The sequence below is a fragment of the Streptomyces sp. NPDC014861 genome (assembly GCF_043081625.1).
GTDB lineage: Bacteria > Actinomycetota > Actinomycetes > Streptomycetales > Streptomycetaceae > Streptomyces.
In genome coordinates, this window is record NZ_JBIBWV010000006.1 from 127,384 (window position 1) to 144,958 (window position 17,575).

The 17,575-nt window shown below is 71.7% G+C and carries 22 protein-coding genes and 1 tRNA gene; 18 read left to right on the top strand and 5 right to left on the bottom strand.

What is annotated here, in order from left to right:
* Positions 1 to 93 precede the first annotated feature (93 nt).
* Complete coding sequence (locus ACF1BN_RS14965; protein WP_392332037.1) at positions 94 to 1,335, bottom strand: helix-turn-helix domain-containing protein; 1,242 nt, start codon at positions 1,333 to 1,335, stop codon at positions 94 to 96.
* Positions 1,326 to 1,643, bottom strand: a complete 318-nt coding sequence (locus ACF1BN_RS14970) for a putative quinol monooxygenase (RefSeq protein ID WP_392332038.1) — start codon at positions 1,641 to 1,643, stop codon at positions 1,326 to 1,328. Before ACF1BN_RS14970 ends, ACF1BN_RS14965 begins: the two co-directional genes overlap by 10 nt.
* Before the next feature lie 186 nt (positions 1,644 to 1,829).
* Between ACF1BN_RS14970 and ACF1BN_RS14975 the strand changes: the two genes are divergently transcribed.
* The 14 genes from ACF1BN_RS14975 (at position 1,830) to ACF1BN_RS15040 (ending at position 9,737) form a co-directional block, all read left to right on the top strand.
* A complete protein-coding gene (locus ACF1BN_RS14975) occupies positions 1,830 to 2,162 on the top strand; it encodes a hypothetical protein (RefSeq protein WP_392332039.1) in 333 nt (110 codons plus the stop codon).
* Positions 2,163 to 2,164: 2 nt separating this feature from the next.
* Entirely contained in the window at positions 2,165 to 3,514 is a 1,350-nt protein-coding gene (locus tag ACF1BN_RS14980) for an FtsK/SpoIIIE domain-containing protein (RefSeq protein ID WP_392332040.1), read from the top strand.
* Positions 3,515 to 3,594: 80 nt separating this feature from the next.
* A complete protein-coding gene (locus ACF1BN_RS14985; protein ID WP_392332297.1) occupies positions 3,595 to 4,308 on the top strand; it encodes a DUF2637 domain-containing protein in 714 nt (237 codons plus the stop codon).
* Positions 4,309 to 4,329: 21 nt separating this feature from the next.
* The gene (locus ACF1BN_RS14990) at positions 4,330 to 4,518 is read left to right on the top strand and encodes a mobile element transfer protein (protein WP_392332041.1); all 189 of its coding nucleotides are present in this window, start codon (positions 4,330 to 4,332) and stop codon (positions 4,516 to 4,518) included.
* Between the two features lie 20 nt (positions 4,519 to 4,538).
* Positions 4,539 to 4,694 (top strand): hypothetical protein, encoded by a 156-nt coding sequence (locus ACF1BN_RS14995; RefSeq protein ID WP_107645442.1) that lies wholly within the window; start codon positions 4,539 to 4,541, stop codon positions 4,692 to 4,694.
* 12 nt (positions 4,695 to 4,706) lie between these two features.
* On the top strand, positions 4,707 to 5,024 hold the full coding sequence (locus ACF1BN_RS15000) for a SpdD-like protein (RefSeq protein WP_392332042.1): 318 nt from the start codon (positions 4,707 to 4,709) through the stop codon (positions 5,022 to 5,024).
* Between the two features lie 5 nt (positions 5,025 to 5,029).
* Entirely contained in the window at positions 5,030 to 5,578 is a 549-nt protein-coding gene (locus tag ACF1BN_RS15005; protein ID WP_392332043.1) for a GGDEF domain-containing protein, read from the top strand.
* Between the two features lie 95 nt (positions 5,579 to 5,673).
* Entirely contained in the window at positions 5,674 to 5,856 is a 183-nt protein-coding gene (locus ACF1BN_RS15010) for a hypothetical protein (protein ID WP_392332044.1), read from the top strand.
* 5 nt (positions 5,857 to 5,861) lie between these two features.
* Complete coding sequence (locus ACF1BN_RS15015) at positions 5,862 to 6,104, top strand: hypothetical protein (protein WP_392332045.1); 243 nt, start codon at positions 5,862 to 5,864, stop codon at positions 6,102 to 6,104.
* Positions 6,097 to 6,294 carry a hypothetical protein gene (locus ACF1BN_RS15020; protein WP_392332046.1) on the top strand — a complete coding sequence of 66 codons (198 nt, stop codon included), beginning with the start codon at positions 6,097 to 6,099 and terminating at the stop codon, positions 6,292 to 6,294. Before ACF1BN_RS15015 ends, ACF1BN_RS15020 begins: the two co-directional genes overlap by 8 nt.
* Positions 6,246 to 6,986 carry a DNA methylase gene (locus tag ACF1BN_RS15025; RefSeq protein ID WP_392332047.1) on the top strand — a complete coding sequence of 247 codons (741 nt, stop codon included), beginning with the start codon at positions 6,246 to 6,248 and terminating at the stop codon, positions 6,984 to 6,986. Before ACF1BN_RS15020 ends, ACF1BN_RS15025 begins: the two co-directional genes overlap by 49 nt.
* Complete coding sequence (gene repSA, locus ACF1BN_RS15030; protein ID WP_392332048.1) at positions 6,983 to 8,386, top strand: replication initiator protein RepSA; 1,404 nt, start codon at positions 6,983 to 6,985, stop codon at positions 8,384 to 8,386. The genes ACF1BN_RS15025 and repSA overlap by 4 nt, the downstream gene beginning before the upstream one ends.
* Before the next feature lie 2 nt (positions 8,387 to 8,388).
* Positions 8,389 to 8,592 carry a helix-turn-helix domain-containing protein gene (locus tag ACF1BN_RS15035; RefSeq protein ID WP_392332049.1) on the top strand — a complete coding sequence of 68 codons (204 nt, stop codon included), beginning with the start codon at positions 8,389 to 8,391 and terminating at the stop codon, positions 8,590 to 8,592.
* Positions 8,592 to 9,737: a tyrosine-type recombinase/integrase gene (locus ACF1BN_RS15040; RefSeq protein ID WP_392332050.1), complete on the top strand. Its 1,146-nt coding sequence runs from the start codon at positions 8,592 to 8,594 to the stop codon at positions 9,735 to 9,737. The genes ACF1BN_RS15035 and ACF1BN_RS15040 overlap by 1 nt, the downstream gene beginning before the upstream one ends.
* Positions 9,738 to 9,808: 71 nt before the next feature.
* Here ACF1BN_RS15040 and ACF1BN_RS15045 read toward each other — a convergent pair.
* Positions 9,809 to 9,881: transfer RNA gene (locus ACF1BN_RS15045), tRNA-Arg, on the bottom strand.
* Positions 9,882 to 9,961: 80 nt separating this feature from the next.
* Here ACF1BN_RS15045 and ACF1BN_RS15050 point away from each other — a divergent pair.
* The gene (locus ACF1BN_RS15050; protein WP_392332051.1) at positions 9,962 to 11,722 is read left to right on the top strand and encodes a class I adenylate-forming enzyme family protein; all 1,761 of its coding nucleotides are present in this window, start codon (positions 9,962 to 9,964) and stop codon (positions 11,720 to 11,722) included.
* A gap of 9 nt (positions 11,723 to 11,731) precedes the next feature.
* Here ACF1BN_RS15050 and ACF1BN_RS15055 read toward each other — a convergent pair whose 3' ends face one another.
* On the bottom strand, positions 11,732 to 13,003 hold the full coding sequence (locus tag ACF1BN_RS15055; protein ID WP_392332052.1) for a M6 family metalloprotease domain-containing protein: 1,272 nt from the start codon (positions 13,001 to 13,003) through the stop codon (positions 11,732 to 11,734).
* A 393-nt stretch (positions 13,004 to 13,396) separates the two neighbouring features.
* On the opposite strand from ACF1BN_RS15055, the gene ACF1BN_RS15060 reads away from it, so the two are divergent.
* Together ACF1BN_RS15060 and ACF1BN_RS15065 are read left to right on the top strand one after the other, a co-directional pair.
* On the top strand, positions 13,397 to 14,056 hold the full coding sequence (locus ACF1BN_RS15060) for a TetR/AcrR family transcriptional regulator (protein WP_392332298.1): 660 nt from the start codon (positions 13,397 to 13,399) through the stop codon (positions 14,054 to 14,056).
* 280 nt (positions 14,057 to 14,336) lie between these two features.
* Positions 14,337 to 15,878, top strand: a complete 1,542-nt coding sequence (locus ACF1BN_RS15065; RefSeq protein ID WP_392332053.1) for an MFS transporter — start codon at positions 14,337 to 14,339, stop codon at positions 15,876 to 15,878.
* Positions 15,879 to 16,069: 191 nt separating this feature from the next.
* Here the strand turns inward: ACF1BN_RS15065 and ACF1BN_RS15070 are convergent, their stop codons facing one another.
* Positions 16,070 to 16,582, bottom strand: a complete 513-nt coding sequence (locus tag ACF1BN_RS15070) for a MarR family winged helix-turn-helix transcriptional regulator (protein WP_392332054.1) — start codon at positions 16,580 to 16,582, stop codon at positions 16,070 to 16,072.
* Positions 16,583 to 16,687: 105 nt separating this feature from the next.
* Here ACF1BN_RS15070 and ACF1BN_RS15075 point away from each other — a divergent pair, with 105 nt between their 5' ends.
* Positions 16,688 to 17,476, top strand: a complete 789-nt coding sequence (locus ACF1BN_RS15075; protein ID WP_392332055.1) for a dioxygenase — start codon at positions 16,688 to 16,690, stop codon at positions 17,474 to 17,476.
* Positions 17,477 to 17,575 lie beyond the last annotated feature (99 nt).

The following is a 17,575-nucleotide window of genomic DNA, read 5'->3' on the forward strand; positions in this document are numbered from 1 at the left end:
GGCGCAGACAGGAGCGCAGGCCCGGGCGACGGGCCGCGCGCGCCGCGCCGTGCGCGGCGGGTGCCTTGATGAGGTAGAGAAACTTGTAACAGCTCAAGGCCGCGCATCTGCCCGGTCGGCAAGCTCCTTCAGCTCCGGGGGCGTCGTACGTCCGGCGAAGAGAAGGAGGTCCCGGATCGTTTCCCTGGCGGCGACGTGCGTGTGGATCAAGTCCGGGGACAGGTCCTCCGCGTCCAACAGTGCTTCCAGTGCTTCGCCTACTTGGCGTCGTTGCGCGTAGGCCCGACCGAGGTCCATCTTCAGGCGTGCTCGACGCTCCAGCGATAGCGAGGACGTGTCCAACTCGGTGCCGACCTCGATGGCTTCGCCGGCGTCTCCCAGCTCGACCGCGATCGAGACGGCCTGGATCTCCACGTTGGTCGGTCCGAACTCCAGGTTGAAGTCGTTGCGGTCCTCGCCAAGTCGTGCCGCGACCTCGCGGGCTCGCTTCATCTCCTGCCGCGCTCGGGTACGATCGCCCGCCCGTGCATGGATGAGGGCCAGTGCCAGGTGCAGGGCTCCGATGACCGACAATGCCTCGGGTTCGTCCGCAGTTTCCCGGTAGTGCCGTTCCAGCGCGTTCAGGGCCGTGGTCGCGGAGTGCTCGGCTTGATCAAGATGCTTGAGCCGTACGAAGGCCTGGGACAGTCGAAAGACGCTGGCGAACACCTCCAGGGTGCTGCCCGACTCCTCCGCCGCGCGGATGGCGCGGTCTGCTGCCACCCATGCGGCGTCCGCCTCGTCCTGTCGCACGAAGGCGGCGGCGAGAGCCTGGTAGGTGCGGCTGAGCAGACCCCACAGCCTTCCCCGCTCCTCTGACGGTGCCGTCCTCGCCGCGCGCTCGATCCGGGGCACCAGCGGCCCCAGGGTGGAACTCAGCTCTGCGAACTCATTGGCGTGGGTCAGTTCCCACACCCGGTCCACCGAGCGTTGCAGCTCCTCCATATTGGCGGGGCCAGGGCCAGCCGGATCGAGAACGACCTCCGGGACGGGGTGGCCCGAGATGACCAATCGCGCTTGGTCGAGGTCATTGGGGAGCTCAATGGCCGGCTCTTCCACCGGAGCCTGAGTCGGCGCGTCTGCCCGCAGCTCCTGTACGGAGACTCCTAGGCCGTCCGCGAGTAGCCGCAGCACGTCAAGGCGGTTGACCGGCTGGATGCCTCGTTCTACCTGGGACAGCCAACTTGCAGTGCGACCGATCTCGGCGGCCAACTGCTTCTGCGTGAGGCCGCGCTGCTCGCGAAGGTCTGCGACCCGCGCGCCGAAGACACGGCGTTCTTCTGGGGTCACTTCCACGCCCCGGCTACGCCCTGGCTCTGCACGAAGGTGACGTCGAAGTCCGCTACGTACTTCTCCCGCTCCGCCAGGAAGTGGCGGGTGTGCGGCTGCTGCTCGTGCTGCTCGAACGCCTCGCGGTCGGCGTACAGCTCGTAGAACAGTCGAGTGTTGGGCTTGTCGGTCACGGTGTGCACGACATACGAGAGGGTGCCTGGCTCGTTGGCCTGAATGCCCTTCAACGTTTCCTCGACAAGAGCATCGAAGGCCTCGGCTGCCTCAGCGTCGCGCAGGTTGAACCGAACGACGAGGCCAAAACCGCTGGTCATGAAGTCCTCCTCAAGTCATGGGCGGGTACTTACGTGTTGCGAGCGCAACACCTAAGCCCAGAGTCGCAGAGATGCAGCTTCACTACTACTCGCAGAACTTCTTGACTCGCAGTTTTTCTGTGCCTACCTTCATAGGGAAGCTGCGAGCCGGTGGTCATCGCCGGACCTGACTCAAGGAGTGCTGCTATGCCCTCGTTCAAGGTGGACACGTCGACCGCCATGGTGTTCGTTGCCACGGCTCCCGTCCCGAAGCTCGTCAGCAAGCAGACCGGTGAGAGGGCGGTGGACCGGGAGACCGGTGCCGGTCTCTCGACGGTGGGTCTGCTGATCTCGGACGAGGGGGAGGGCAACCTCTACCAGGTGACCGTGCCGGAGACCGGTCTCCCGGACGGGCTCGCGCCGGGTATGCCGGTGTCGGTGATCGGGCTCAAGGCGCGGGACTGGGAGAACACGTTCAACGGGCAGACCCGTCACGGCATCTCGTTCCGCGCCGTCGCGGTCACCTCGATGGGCGGCTGATCATGACCGACGTTGCGACCTTATGGGAGGTCGGTCTCCCGCTCGCCGGAGCCGCCGGCGGCCTCGGATACGCCAAGTTCCGAGCGCCCCGAGTGTTCTGGTCGGTGGTGGGCCTGCCGGTCACGCGGGTGCGGTTCACTATGACGTACCACGCGACGATGGACGTGTGCGGGCTGACGGTCCAGCCGTCCCGCCTGAGGGCATTCATGGTCCGCAACATCGCCCGCCGCCCCGACGTCCAGCCCGTCCCGCCGAGGATCCGCCGGGTGCGGGGCACCTCGACCGGCCTGCGGGTCACCCTGCGCCTCCCGGCCGGTCTGGAGCCCGCCGACGTGATGGCGGCCTCCGAGCGGCTGCGGCACGCCTGGGGCGTCCACTCGGTCAACGTCACCGTCACCAAGCCCGGCTTCGTGGAACTGCGGATGACCGGTTACGACGTCCTGAACCGGGTGCGGATGCCGCGCCGGCGCCCCGCTGGGCTGCTGGTGGTGCCGGTCGCGCTGCGGGAGGACGGGACGGCGTTCGTCCGGGACTACCTGACGGTCCCGCACGCGCTGACCCTGGGTGCGAACCAGACCGGCAAGTCGATGTACCAGCGCAACCTCATCGCCCAGCTCGCCCGGCTGCCCGTGGCCCTGGTCGGCATCGACTGCAAGCGCGGGGTCGAGCACCGCGCCTACGCGCCCCGGCTGTCCGCCCTCGCCACCACCCCGGAGGAAGCCGACGGTCTCCTGGACGCCCTGGTGGGCGAGATGGAGGACCGCTTCGACCTCCTCAGCGATCGCGGGGTCGCCGACATCTGGGCCCTGCCCGAGGACGTCCGTCCGGCACCGGTGGTGGTCCTGGTGGACGAGGTCGCGGAGCTCTTCCTGACCGCGACGAAGAAGGACGAGGAACGCCGGGACCGGATGGTCACGCAGTTGATCCGCCTCGGCCAGCTCGCCCGCGCCGCCGGCATCTACCTCGAGGTCTGCGGCCAGCGCTTCGGCTCCGACCTCGGCAAGGGCGCCACCGCCCTGCGCGCCCAGCTCACCGGCCGCGTCGTCCACCGCGTCAACGACAAGCAGACCGCCGAGATGGGCGTCGGCGACATCGCCCCGGACGCAGTCGTCACGGTCCTGACGATCCCGCCCGACCGGCCCGGCATCGCGGTCGCCGGGGACACCTCCGGGGGCTGGTCCCGCATCCGCACCCCCGTCCTGACCGCCGCCGAAGCGGCCGAGATCTGCGCCGCCCACGCCCACCTCACCCCGCACCTTCCCGCCCTCGCCGCCCACCGCCCCGCTATGCCGGTGCACGTGGAGGAGCCGGATACGGCCCCGCTGGTGAAGCCGAACCCGGCCACCGCCTAGCAGCACCCCACCCCTCGGTCGGCGTGACCGTCTCACGCCAGGTCCCTACCCGACCCATGCCCGAAAGGAGGTGAACCGTGCTGCGAACCCTCCGCCTGGACGCCGTCCTGATCCAGGCCGTCATCGCCGGCGCCCTGTCCTTCGCCCACCTGCACGACCTGGCCGAAGCAGCCGGACAGGACGGATGGAAGGCGTGGGCCTACCCGGTCTCCGTCGACCTCCTCCTCGTCGCCGCCTGGCGCCGGATGCGCACCGACAACGACAACCGGGACGCCTGGCTCTGGTTCGCCATCGCCCTGATCGCGTCCCTCGGCGCCAACGTCGCCACCGCCGGACTCCTCGACATGAACAACGTCCCCGCCTGGCTGCGCATCCTCGTCGCCGGATGGCCCGCCATCGCCTTCCTCGGTGGCACCCTCCTCGCCCACGCCCACCCGACCCCCGAACCCGCCCACACCTCTGAGCCCGTACCGGCGCCGGAACCCATCGCCGAGGTGACCGTCGAACGCGCCCCGGAACCGGCGCCCGAACTCCCGCCGGCCGAACCCGCCCCGGCAGAGATCACGCCGGAGCCAGCACCGCAGGAAGAACAGCCCGAACTCGCCTCCGAGCCCGAGCCCGCTCCGGTCGTGGTGCCTGCCGTGGCGGTGCCGCCCGCGCTGATGGCTCACGCCCAGAAGATCGCTGACGCCCACCGGGCTCAGACCGGCCGGCCGATCGACGCGGAAACCCTCCGCACCCGCCACGGCATGCCCCCGGCCCTCGCCGACTCCATCGCCCTCCAGCTCGCCTGACCCAAGGAAGGAGGTAAGCCCGTGCGACCCAACCGCTTCCACCACGTCATCAAGATCGGCCCGGTGCAGGTCGGCACCCACCACGACGGCCGGGGCCGGACCAAGCACACCGCCGTGTGCACGGCCCCCGGCTGCGACTTCTCCGCCGACTACAACACCCGCGCCGCCGCCGAACTCGCCGCCCGCACCCACCGCTGCAACCCCCGCTGAAAACAGAGGAGTTCCGCGTCATGGACGTTCCGCTCTGGCTCGCGCTGATCGTCGTCGGCGGCCTCGGAATCAAGCTCATCCGCCCGCCCTGGTGGCTCGTCGCCGTCCTCCTCCTCGGCGGCTACCTCCTCGCCGACAGCCTCCTCACCCCGCTCATCGACCCCATCGCCAAGTAGGGAGAACCCGTCATGCTCCAGCCCCGCATCCCGGTCAACCCGCTCCCGCCCGGCCACCCCATCCCCCTCACCGACATCCAGCCCGCGACCACCCCCACCCCGGTCGTGGTCCCGGCCCCCGTGCCCGCCCCGGCCAAGGCGCCCCGGACCTCGGTGCAGCTCACCCCGGGCAGCGCGGTCGCCCTCGCCGCCGGCGGTGGCGCCGTCGTCCTGGTCGTCGGCGCCGTCCTGGTCTCCATGCTCCTCGCCGTCGCCATCAGCGCCGCGTCCATCGCCGTCGTCGCGATCGTGCTCCGGCTCCTGGTCCGCGACATGCAGAAGGGCCGGTAGCCCTCATGGACACGCAGACGATCGCAGCTGCGGCCTTACCGGCCCTCGGGTGGGCCCTCCACGGCGGACTGCTCTGGCGCCGCCTGGCCACCGCCCGCCGCGACCCCCTCACCGGCCTGCACACCCGCGCCGGATGGACCACCCGCGCCGACCACCTCATGAGCAAGCACCCGAACGCGCTCGTGATCCTGGTCGACCTGGACGACTTCAAGGCCATCAACGACACCCACGGCCACGCCGCCGGCGACACCGTCCTCACCACCACCGCCGACAGGCTCACCGCCTGGTGCGGCCGTCACGGCATCGCCGCCCGCCTCGGCGGAGACGAGTTCGCCGCCATCGTCACCGACCCCGCCCGCACCCCCGGCCTCACCGAACTCCGGGCCGCGCTGGACGCACCGGTCACCCACCGCGGGCACGTCCTGCCGGTCTCGGCTTCGGTCGGCCACTGCCACCGCGACCAGCTGCCGGTCCCGGTCCTCACCGACGCTCTCTCGGCCGCCGACGCGTCGATGTACGCGGTCAAGGGACACGGCAGGCGCAACACACGCTAAGCGGCCCCCGGGGCGGCCTCGGTCGCCAAACTTCCGCCGCCCCGGGCGCCTTCACCCCATTCCAGATCCACCGGACCCGAAAGGGAGCACTCATCATGCCCGAGAACACCCCCGCCCGGCGCGTCTGCCGCGACTGCGACGGCTTCCCCGTCGTCCACATCACCACCGGCGACGTCACCCCCGACGGCCGGCGCCACACCCTCGCCGCCACCTGCCCCGCCTGCAAGGGCACCGGCACCCGCGCCAACCGCGCCGCCCTCGCCCCGGCCGGGCGGTGACCGACATGGACAACATCTCGGTCAGCAGCCACCTCAGGGCGGACACCCGAACCCGCGTCACCTCGTACCCCGACCACGCCCGCCCCTTCGTCAGCCTCCGCATCGAGGGCGACGCCATCGAGATCGTGCTCCTGTGCTCCCACGGCTCGGCCGATGCCCTGCGCACCCTCGCGACCGCCGCGACCGAAGCCGCCGCCGCCCTCGACGCCCTGACCGTCGACGCGAAGGAGGAGACCGGACGTGAGTGATCTGAACCCGACCTCCTCCAGCCCCGGCCTGCACGTCAGCAAGCCGTCCCCCTCCGAGCCGGCCACCGCGTCCGCCGTCTGCCACTGCGGCGCCTCCGCCACCGCCAAGGGCGACGCCCAGGTCGGCGCCCTGGTCGCCGGATGGAACACGAACCACGGCCCTGCCCACAGCCGGGGAGACGCTGCGTGAACACCTCGCCCCGGGTCCTGGACCTGTTCTCCTGCGCCGGCGGTGCCGCCATGGGCTACCACCTCGCCGGATTCGCGGTCGACGGCTGCGACATCGCCCACCGCCCCAACTACCCCTTCGCCTACCACCACGGCGACGCCCTCGACCACCTCACCCACCTGATCACCACCGGTGAGATCGAGCGCTACACCCTCGTCCACACCTCCCCACCCTGCCAGGCCGGCTGCGCCATCACCGTCGGCACCAACGCCTCCCAGGGCTGGGGCAACGCCCACACCGACCTGGTCGCCCCGACCCGCGAACTCCTCGACGCCACCGGCCTGCCGTACGTGATCGAGCAGCCCAACGGACGAGCCGCGATCCGCAAGGACCTCACCCTGTGCGGCGAGATGTTCGGCCTCGGCGTCCTGCGGCACCGCAACTTCGAACTCGGCCGCTGGTCCACCCCCAAGCCCGCCCACCCCCGCCACCGCGGCTACGTACGCGGACACCGCCACGGCATCCGCCGCGAGGGCCCCTACGTCGCCGCGTACGGCAAGGGCGGCGGCAAAGCCACCGTGCCCGAGATGCAGCAGGCCATGGGCATCACCTGGACCGACGTCCACGCCGAGCTGACCGAAGCGATCCCCCCGGCCTACACCCGCTGGATCGCCACCGCCTTCCTCACCGTCCGACAGGAGGTCCTGGCGTGACCAACCCCGCCCTCGCGGCGGGCCTGGACCCGGCCACCCTGAGCGACCTGCTCCGGGTGGCCGGGTCTCCCGGCTTCGACCGCCTCACCGAACAACTCCGCCGCACCGGCGGCTGCACGGCCCCCATCCGCCTGACCGGCGGCACCAAGCTCCTCGACCCCGCCACCCGCACCGTGATCCACGCCTACACCACCGACGCCGAACCCGGCGGCGTCCTCCGCGTCGCCTGCGGCAACCGCCGCGCCTCCCGCTGCCCGGCCTGCGCCTGGACCTACGCCGGCGACACCTACCACCTCATCCGCGCCGGACTCACCGGCGACCCCGCCAAGGGCACCCCGGAGACGATCCGCGATCACCCCCGGGTCTTCGCCACCCTCACCGCCCCGTCGTTCGGCCCCGTCCACAACCGCCCCGGCACCCGCCCCTGCCGCTGCGGGATTCAGCACGCCGAGGACGCCCCGGAGCTCGGTACCCCGCTCGACCCGGACACGTACGACTACGCGGGCGCCGTGCTCTGGAACAACCACGCTTCCGAGCTGTGGCGGTACTTCACGATCTACCTCCGCCGCGAGATCGCCGCCCGCGCCGGCCTCACCCAGAAAGCCGCCCGCGAACAGTCCCGCGTCTCCTTCGGCAAGGTCGCCGAGTACCAAAAGCGCGGCGCCGTCCACTTCCACGCCGTCATCCGCTTCGACGGCCCCGACGGACCACACACCCCGCCCCCGCACTGGGCCACCCTCGAACTCCTCACCGACGCCATCCACGCAGCCGCCACCCGCGCCTGCGTCACCGTCGACGCCGCCCCAGCCCACGGCATCGCCCAGGACCTCACCCTCACCTGGGGCACCCAGCTCGACGTCCAGCCCATCGGCGCCTTCGGCCAGGGCGAGGAACTGACCGAACAGGCCGTGGCCGCCTACGTCGCCAAGTACGCCACCAAAGCCGCCGAGACCACCGGCACTGTCGACCACCCCGTCGGCAACAAGGAAGCCCTCGTCCTCCTCGACGTCCCCGACCACCCCCGACGCCTGATGGAAGCCTGCATGGACCTCGACGCCGCATACCCAGACCGGCGACTCCGAGCCTGGGCCCACATGCTCGGCTTCCGCGGCCACTTCTCCACCAAATCCCGCGCCTACTCCACCACCCTCGGCGCCTTACGCCAGGTCCGCGCCGACTACCGCGCCCACCAACAGCGCACCGCCCTCGGCCTGCCCGACCCGGACGAACACCCGGAGTCCACCCTCCTCGTCGTCGCGCACTGGGCCTACGCCGGCCACGGAGCCACCCCCGGCGAGTCCTGGCTCGCCGCCAACATCCGCCGCGACATCCAGCACAACCGCGAACACGCCCGCGAACTCCGCGCCCAGCTCGAAGCGTCCCCCGAACAGGAGTGGTGACCATGTCCGTTCGTCTGCTCACCGTCGCTCAGGTCGCCGAACTCCTCGGCACCTCGGTCCGGTTCCCGCGCCGACTGATCGAGGAGCGGCGCATCACCTTCGTCAAGGTCGGTCGGCACGTCCGCATCCCGGAGCCTGCTGTGGAGGCGTACATCGAGACCCACACCGTGGAGCCCGTCGTGCGGCGCTTCGGGAAGGTGGCGTGATGGCGAACAGCAAAGGCCGGCGTCGTCGGTTCGGGACGGTTCGGCAGCTCGCTTCGGGGCGCTGGCAGGCCCGTTACCGCGACCCGCTGTCAGGCGAGACGAAGTCCGCGCCGCAGACCTTCGCCACCAAGACCGACGCCGACGTGTGGCTGACCACCATCGAGGCGGAGATCATCCGCGGCACCTACCAGGCACCGGACGCGGGCAAGGTCGCCTTCGGTCCGTTCGCCGATGACTGGCTGAGGCACCGGAAGCTGGAGGACCGTTCCCGGGAGCGGAACGAGGGTGTGCTCCGGTTGCACATCAAGCCGGCCTTCGGCGCCGGCACTCTGGCCGCGATCACCACGCCTCGTGTCCGTGCCTGGCGCACTGCCCTGCTCGACTCCGGCGTGGGTGAGCCCACCGTGGTCAAGGCGTACCAGCTCCTGCGGGCGATCCTGAACACGGCGGTGGACGACGAACTGATCCGCCGCAACCCGTGCCGCATCAAGGGCGCCGACCATTACGACGTCCCAGAGCGGCCGGTCCTCACCGTCGCCGAGGTGTACGCCGTGGCCGACGCCATCCAACCCCGCTACCGGGCGCTCGTCCTCCTCGCGGCCTTCACCACGCTCCGCTTCGGTGAGCTGGCCTCGCTCCGGCGCCGGGACCTCGACCTGAGCCGCTGCGTGGTCCTGGTCCGCCGGGCCCAGTCCGAGCTCCAGAACGGGAAGCTCGCCGACAAGGCACCGAAGTCTGCCGCCGGCGTCCGGCCGGTCGCCTTCCCCGCCGAACTCGTCCCCGAGCTGACTCACCACCTGGAACGCTTCGCCGCCGCCGGGCAGGACGGCCACCTCTTCCAGGGGCCCCGCGGCGGGCTGCTTCGGCGGAGCAACTTCCGCGACGACTGGACCACCGCACGCGCAGAGGCCGGCGTCTCCGGTGACGTGCACTTCCACGACCTCCGCCATACCGGGAACACGCTCGCCTCCAGCGCCGGCGCGAGCACGCGTGAGCTGATGACGCGGATGGGGCACAGCACGACCCGGGCCGCGCTGATCTACCAGCACATGACAAGTGACCGTGATCAGCACATCGCGGGGAAGCTCGGGGAGATGATCCGGCAGGCCCGGGGAGAGGGTAATCCGCCGTCTTCTGGCACGTAGGTGGCACGGACGCGATCATGCGAAAGGGCCAGCTCCGGGGAAAAACCCCTGTGAGCTGGCCCTTCGGCTTGTGCCCCCGGCAGGATTCGAACCTGCGACACCCGCTTTAGGAGAGCGGTGCTCTATCCCCTGAGCTACGGAGGCGGGGCCGGGGACAGCCTAGCGGATGGGGGGTTGGGGGGTGGGGGTGTGGGTCAGACTGGGGGCCGGATGGAGGAGGGGTCGTGGCTCGGAGTGGTGGTGTGGGGCGGCTGAGCGGGGCGGGGGCGCCGTTCGAGGTGCGGGACGGGGTGTACGTCGGGGGGCCTCGGACGCTGCGGGAGTTCGTCGAGGCGGTGTGGGCGTTCGGGGACCGGGATTTTCTGGTGGACGAGGGGGAGGTTCTCTCGTATCGGGAGTTCTTCGACCGTGCTTGCGGGCTCGCTCGGCGGCTTGTGGGGGAGTACGGGCTGCGGCGGGGGGACCGGGTCGTCGTCGCCATGCGGAACGTGCCGGAGTGGCAGGTGGCGTTCTGGGCGGTGCAGCTCGCCGGGCTCGTCGCCGTGCCGCTGAACGCCTGGTGGACCGAGGAGGAGTTCGCGTACGCGCTCGACGACTGCGCGCCGGGCGTGCTGCTCGTCGACGGGGAGCGGGTGCCGCGGGTGCGGGCGTGGGCCCGGCGCGCCGGGGTGCCGGGGATCGTGTTCCGGGGCGAGCCGGAGGACGGGTTCGCCGCGTACGAGGTCGACGACGATCCGCTGCTCGGGCCGCCGGACGTGGAGGTGGCCGCAGAGGACGACGCGACGATCTTCTACACCTCGGGGACCACCGGGCGGCCCAAGGGGGCAGTCGCCACGCAGCTCGCGCAGGCCGGGGCCGCCGTCCATCCGCGGTACTTCGCCGCCGCGGCCGCGCTGGCGCGCGGGGAGCTGCCGGGGGGCGGCGCGCCCGTGGTGTCGCTGACGACGTTCCCGTTCTTCCACGTGGCCGCCTTCACCTCGCTCTACGCCGTCATGGCGGGCGGCGGGACGCTCGTCATGATGCGGAAGTGGGATCCCGCCCGCGCTCTCGAACTGATCCGGGAGCACCGCGTGACCCACTACGCGGGGGTGCCCACCACCGCGCTCCAGCTGCTCGCGCTCGCGCGGGAGACCGGTGATCCGCTGGAGAGCGTGGTGCTCGTCAGTACGGGCGGGGCCGCGGCGCCGCCCGGGATCACCCGGGAGCTGGCCGAGGGGTACGGGGAGAGGATCCAGCCGCGGAACGGGTACGGCCTCACCGAGACCTGCGGCGGCGTGCTCGCCAACGTGGGGGCCGAGTACCGGGACCATCCGGGCAGCGTCGGGCGGCCCTCGCCCGCCACCGAGGTCCGGATCGAGAGCCGCCGGGGTGGGGTCGGCGGCGACGGTGGGGTCGGGGATGGTGCGGTCGGGGAGTTGTGGGTGCGGGGGCAGTCGCTGTTCCGGGGGTACTGGGGGGACGCCGAGGCCACGCGCGCCGCGTTCGCGCCGGGCGGGTGGTTCCGTACCGGCGATCTCGCCCGGGTGGACGAGGAGGGGCGGGTCTCGATCGTCGACCGGCTCACCGACATGGTGATCCGCGGCGGCGAGAACGTGTACTGCGTGGAGGTCGAGCAGGTCCTCCAGGCGCACGCCGACGTGCTCGACGCGGCTGTCGTCGGGGTGCCGCATCCCCTGCTGGGGGAGGAGGTCGGGGCGGTCGTACGGCTCCGGGCCGGTGCCGCCGCCGGCGCGGAGGAGCTGCGCGCGCACGTCGCCGCCCGCCTCGCCGCCTTCAAGGTGCCCGCGCACGTCCTCGTACGGGAAGGGGAGCTGCCCCGGAACCAGGCCGGGAAGCTGCTCAAGGGGCCGCTTCGGGAGTTGCTGGCAGGGGTAGGGGCGGGGGCAGGGGACCACGCCGGGGCCGGGGCCGGGGCGGCGGGGGCAGGGTTCGGGGCCGGGGCCGGGGCGGGGGCAGGGGGCGACGGCGCTGTCGGGGCGCCGTGACCCGGTTCGTCAGTCTCTGCTGATTCTGACGCGGAAGTTGCCGTCCGGGTCCTCGTCCAGGATGCCTATCCGGACGCCGTGGGTGCGGTCGGTGAAGGTCTCGCCGGGGCGGAACGGGGCGTCGGAGAGTTCGGCGTGGACGTTGGGGCGGCGGGTGCAGCCGCCGCTGGTGTGGTCGCTGTCGGCGACCGTCACCGGGCCGTGGCCGGTGTCCACGTCGGACTCGACGCGGTAGACGAGGACGCCCGGTTCGCAGACGGCCTCGTCGTTGCCCTCGCGGGTGCGCACCTCGACGGCGTAGCCGGTGGTGTCGGAGAGCGGGACGAAGACGAGCTTGGGGCCGCCGGCGAGGGCCAGCGGGGTGAGCAGGTGCTCGCTGGTGCCGGTGGCGGAGGCGCAGCGGATCTGGTCGTTGTCGAGCCAGCCGAGCTTCCACTTGTGCCAGCCGAGCAGGTCGTTGTTGGCCCCCCAGTCCTCGGACATGATGTCCCAGTGGCCGACCGTGCCGCCGCCGTCGGCGGTGTAGAGGTCGGGGAGGCCGAAGACGTGCCCGTTCTCGTGCGGGAGGACGCGGTAGCCGGTCTCCGCGAAGCTGCCCGAGCCGTCGTCCTGGCGGCTGTAGACGAAGGACGTGTTGGCGAGCGGCACGCCGTCGGCGTAGGGCGCGTCGTCGTTGCCGGAGAAGGTGACGGAGAGGACCGTGTCCAGGGCGGAAGGGCCGGCGTTCGGCGTGACCAGGACGTTGACCAGGTCGTAGGCGCTGAAGTCGACCTTCGGGTCGGCGGCCTTCACGATGTCCTCGACGAAGGAGCGGTAGCCCGGCTCGTACGGGGCGCCGCGCTCGATCCCGTACGAGGAGAACGGCCGGGGCATCCGCAGCCAGTCCGCTATCGGCGCGTCGGCGTGGTACTGGAGCCGGCCGTAGGAGCTGACGTGGAACCAGTCCGCGGTCTGCGGGAAGAACTCGCGGAAGCGGGCCATCGCCGTGCCCTCGCCCCGGACGTCGGGGAAGTCGACCATGAGCGTGAGGGCGCGGACCTGACCGGTGGAGCGGGCGAACCCGGGGGCGGTCGGCAGCCCTTCCGACATCTGCACACCCATGGTGGTGGCGATGCGGCACGGTCCGAGCCGGGTGGTGTCCGGCGCGGCGGCCACCGGGCCGGCCGAGGCCGGGGCGGGCCCGGGGAACGTGGTGCTCGCCGAGACGAGCACGGTGAGCAGAAGGGCCGCGGTCGCCGCGAGGGCGACCGGTCTGCGTATCCGCCGGCGGGTGTGCTGCATGCGGTCGCCTCTCCGGTCGGGGCCAGGTCAGCGGCGTGGTGCCGTGCGATCAGCCTGTGCGGAGCGGTGCGGGGGCGCGCGCCGGGTGGACCGATCGTGGGTATCCGGCGACGGAGCGTGGTGTGTGAGCCAGGTCACATGCAGCTTCGAAATAACCGGGGAGCTACTCCCCGTTTAGGAGAGAGTTCGGCGAAGTGGGGAGTCTCTCCCCGGATGGGTTCGGATGGGTTCGGATGGGTCCGGATGGGTCCGGATGGGTCCCGTTGGATCCCGTCGGATTCGGATGAATGGTTCAGGCAGCTCCTCTCGGCCGAGAAGGCCGGTGGAGCGACGGAATGACGAGGAGGTCGTGGCGTGATCCGCACCGACGCAGAAGCTCCCGCGGGCGAGGTCCTGGCAAGCGAGGCTCCGGCGGGTGCTACCCCGGCGCGCCGCGTTCCGCGCCCGCGTGCCGACGCCGTGCGCAATCGGGAGCGGCTGGTGGCGGCGGCCCGCGAGATGTTCGTGGAGTTCGGCTGCTCCGTGCCGTACGACGAGATCGCGCGCCGGGCCGGAGTAGGTAACGCCACTCTCTATCGGAACTTCCCCGAGCGGCCCGAGCTCGTCCACGAGGTCGTGCTCTCGATCCTCGCCCGGCTCACCGAGCGGGCCGAGCGCGCGGCTGCTGAGGAGGCCGACACCTTCGCCGCGCTCAGCCGCTTCGCGCACGCCGCCGCCGACGAGCGGGTCGGTGCGCTCTGCCCGATGCTCGACGGCACCTTCGACAAGGACCACCCCGATCTCGTCGTCGAGCGCGAGCGCCTGGAAGGGGCCGTGGAAGGCCTCGTCCGGCGGGCGCAGGAGGCCGGCCGGCTCCGTCCCGACGTGGGCGTCGGCGATCTGATGGTCGGTGTCTCGCAGCTCACCCGGCCGCTGCCGGGCACCGGCTGCGAGGACTTCGCCCCCTTCGTCCACCGGCACCTCCAGCTCTTCCTCGACGGCCTGGAGGCGCCCGCCCGCTCCGAGCTGCCGGGGGCGGCGGCGACCTTGGGGGACCTGAGGCGCGACGGCTGATCCGGTCCGCGCCCGCGGCCCGCCCCGGCCGGGCCGCCTTCCCGGGCCGCTCCACCCGCGTCCCTTCTCCGGGCCGCTCCACCCGCGTCCCTTCTCCGGGCCGCTCCGCCCGGCCCGCCCCACCCGGGCCGCTCCTCCGGCTCGTTCCTCCGGATCCCTCGTAGAACCCCAGGACTTCAGAACCAGAACCCAGGACTTCAAGAACCACAGCTTCAGAACCAGAGCTTCGTAACCCAGAACGTCCTTTTCTCCGCTCACGCACCAAGAGGTGGCTACCCCCATGCCCAAAACCGCCGAGACCGCCCGGTCGACGGCCGCCCCCCAGCCCGACCCCGGTCGCTGGAAGGCCCTCGTCTTCATCGCCCTCGCCCAGCTGATGGTCGTGCTCGACGCGACCATCGTGAACATCGCCCTCCCCTCCGCCCAGCAGGACCTCGGCATCTCGGACGGCAACCGGCAGTGGGTCATCACGGCCTACGCCCTCGCCTTCGGCGGTCTGCTGCTCTTCGGTGGCCGCATCGCCGACCTCTGGGGCCGCAAGCGCACCTTCGTCGTCGGTCTGATCGGCTTCGCCGCCGCCTCCGCCCTCGGCGGTGCCGCGACCGGCGAGGTCATGATGCTCGGGGCCCGCGCGCTCCAGGGCGCCTTCGGCGCGCTGCTCGCGCCCGCCGCGCTCTCGCTGCTCGCGGTGACCTTCACCGACGCCAAGGAGCGCGCCAAGGCCTTCGGCATCTACGGCGCGATCGCCGGTGGCGGCGGCGCCGTCGGCCTGATCCTCGGCGGCTTCCTCACCGAGTACCTGAACTGGCGCTGGACCTTCTTCGTCAACATCCCGTTCGCGATCGTCGCCGCCGTCGGCGCGTACTTCGTGATCCGCGAGCCGGCCGGCGGCCGCAACCGCTCCGCGCTCGACATCCCCGGCGTGATCCTCTCGACCCTGGGCCTGGTCGCGCTCGTCTACGGCTTCACCCGCGCCGAGTCCGAGGGCTGGAGCGACGCCGGCACGGTGGGCATGTTCGTCGGATCGGTGCTGCTGCTCGGGGCCTTCGTGCTCGTCGAGGCCAGGGTCAAGAGCCCGCTGCTGCCGCTCCGCGTCCTCACCGAGCGCAACCGCGGCGGCGTCTACCTCTCGCTCGGCCTCGCCGTCATCGCGATGTTCGGCCTCTTCCTCTTCCTGACCTACTACCTCCAGATCGTGCAGGGGTACTCGCCGGTCAAGACGGGCTTCGCGTTCCTGCCCATGATCGCGGGCATGATCATCGGCTCGACCCAGATCGGCACGCGGCTGATGACCCGGGTCCCGCCGCGGCTGCTCATGGCCCCCGGATTCCTGACCGCCGCCGTCGGCATGCTGCTGCTGACGCAGCTGGAGGTCGGCACCTCGTACGCCGGTCTCATCCTGCCCGCGCAGCTGCTGCTCGGCCTCGGCATGGGCACCGCGTTCATGCCGGCCATGTCGCTCGCCACGCACGGCGTGGACCCGAAGGACGCCGGTGTGGCCTCCGCGATGGTGAACACCTCGCAGCAGGTCGGCGGCGCCATCGGTACGGCCCTGCTGAACACGATCGCCGCCTCGGCGACGACCGCGTACCTCGTCGACCACGCCGCCGGCGCGACCACCCCGGCCGCCCAGAAGCTGCTCCAGCTCCAGGGCATGGTCGAGGGCTACACCGCCGCGATCTGGTGGGCGGTCGGCATCCTGGTCGTCTCCGCGGCCATCGCCGCCGTGATGATCACCACCGGGAAGCCGGACACGGGCGTGGTCGCCGGCTCGGGCGCGGGGGCCGAGGACGAGGTGAAGGTGCCGGTCATCGCGCACTGACCCTGGTCAAGGGGCGCTGACCCCGGTCGAGGTGCGCTGACCCCGGTCACCGCGAGCTGACCCCGGTCGAGGTGCGCTGACCCCGGTCACCGCGAGCTGACCTGGTCAGGGCGCAGTGGCCGCGGTCATCGCGCACCGACCCCGGCCAGGACGCCCGCCCACCCCGCTTGCCCCTCCTGCCCTGGTTCCGCTCAGCGGAGCCAGGGCAGGTCCGCGTCCGGGTCCGTCGGCTCCAGGCCCTCCGCCATCACCCGCATGATCGTGCCGAGCTGTTCGACCTGCTCGGGGCTGAGCCGGTCGAACAGCGCCTGCCGCACCGCCGCCACGTGCCCGGGAGCGGTCCGCCGCAGCACCTCCATGCCCTCGTCGGTGAGCTGGGCGAACTGGCCGCGCTTGTCGGAGGGGCAGTCCTCGCGTCGCACCCAGCCGTTCTTCTCCAGGCGGGCGACGGCGTGCGAGAGCCGGGAGCGGGTGATCTTGGCGCTCTTCGCCAGCTCGGTCATGCGGAGCCGGCGGCGCGGGGCCTGGGAGAGCTGGACGAGCAGCCCGTAGTAGACGTGCGGCATCCCCGCGTCGCGCTGCAACTGGCGGTCGAGGTGATCCTCCAGGAGCGTGGTGGCGTGGAGGTACGAGCGCCAGACGCGCTGTTCGCCGTCGCTGAGCCAGCGCGGTCCGGGTTCGGTCCTGTCTCCCATGTCACCCATCGTACGACCCGTTCTTGAAAGTTGAACTATGTGGGTTTACGCTGCATGCATCAGCTTGAAGTTTCAATAACTTCTCGCGTGTCTGTCGGAGGAGGAGGCGTCACCATGGTCGCCACGCAGGAACGGATGCCCGCGCTCTACCTGTCCCACGGCGCCCCGCCGCTCGCCGACGACCCCGTCTGGCCCGGTGAGCTCGCCGCCTGGTCCGCCGGACTGCCCCGTCCCAAGGCGATCCTCATGGTCTCCGCCCACTGGGAGGAGGCCCCGCTCGCCCTCGGCGCCACCGAGACGATCCCCCTCGTGTACGACTTCTGGGGCTTCCCCGAGCACTACTACCGCGTCCGGTACGACGCCCCCGGCGCGCCCGCGCTCGCCGAGTCCGTCCGCAAGCTGCTGCGCGCCCCCGGCACGCCCGTGCAGGACATCCCCGACCGGGGTCTCGACCACGGCGCGTACGTGCCGCTCGTCGAGATGTACCCCGGCGCGGACATCCCGGTCCTCCAGATCTCCATGCCGACCCTGGACCCGCGCAGGCTCATGGACATCGGCCGCAGGCTCGCCCCGCTGCGCGACGAGGGCGTGCTGATCGTCGGCAGCGGCTTCTTCACCCACAACCTCGCCGCCCTCCGCCACACCGGCGGCGGCGTGCCGGGGTGGTCCGCCGAGTTCGACGCCTGGGGGCACGAGGCCCTCGCCGCCCAGGACGTGGACGCCCTGCTCGACTTCGAGCACAAGTCCCCCGCCGGCCGCCTCGCCCACCCCCGTACGGAACACTTCGCCCCGCTCTTCGTCACGATGGGCGCGGCGGACGCGTCCGGCGACCTCGACGCCGAGCGGTCGGTCATCGACGGCTTCTGGATGGGCCTGGCGAAGCGGTCCGTGCAGTTCGGCTGAGCGGTCCATGGAGTGCGGTTGAGCCGCGTCCGTGCAGTGCGGCCGAGCGATCCGTGCAGTGCGGCCGGACGGAGTATCTGGAGAGCGGCGCTATCCGTA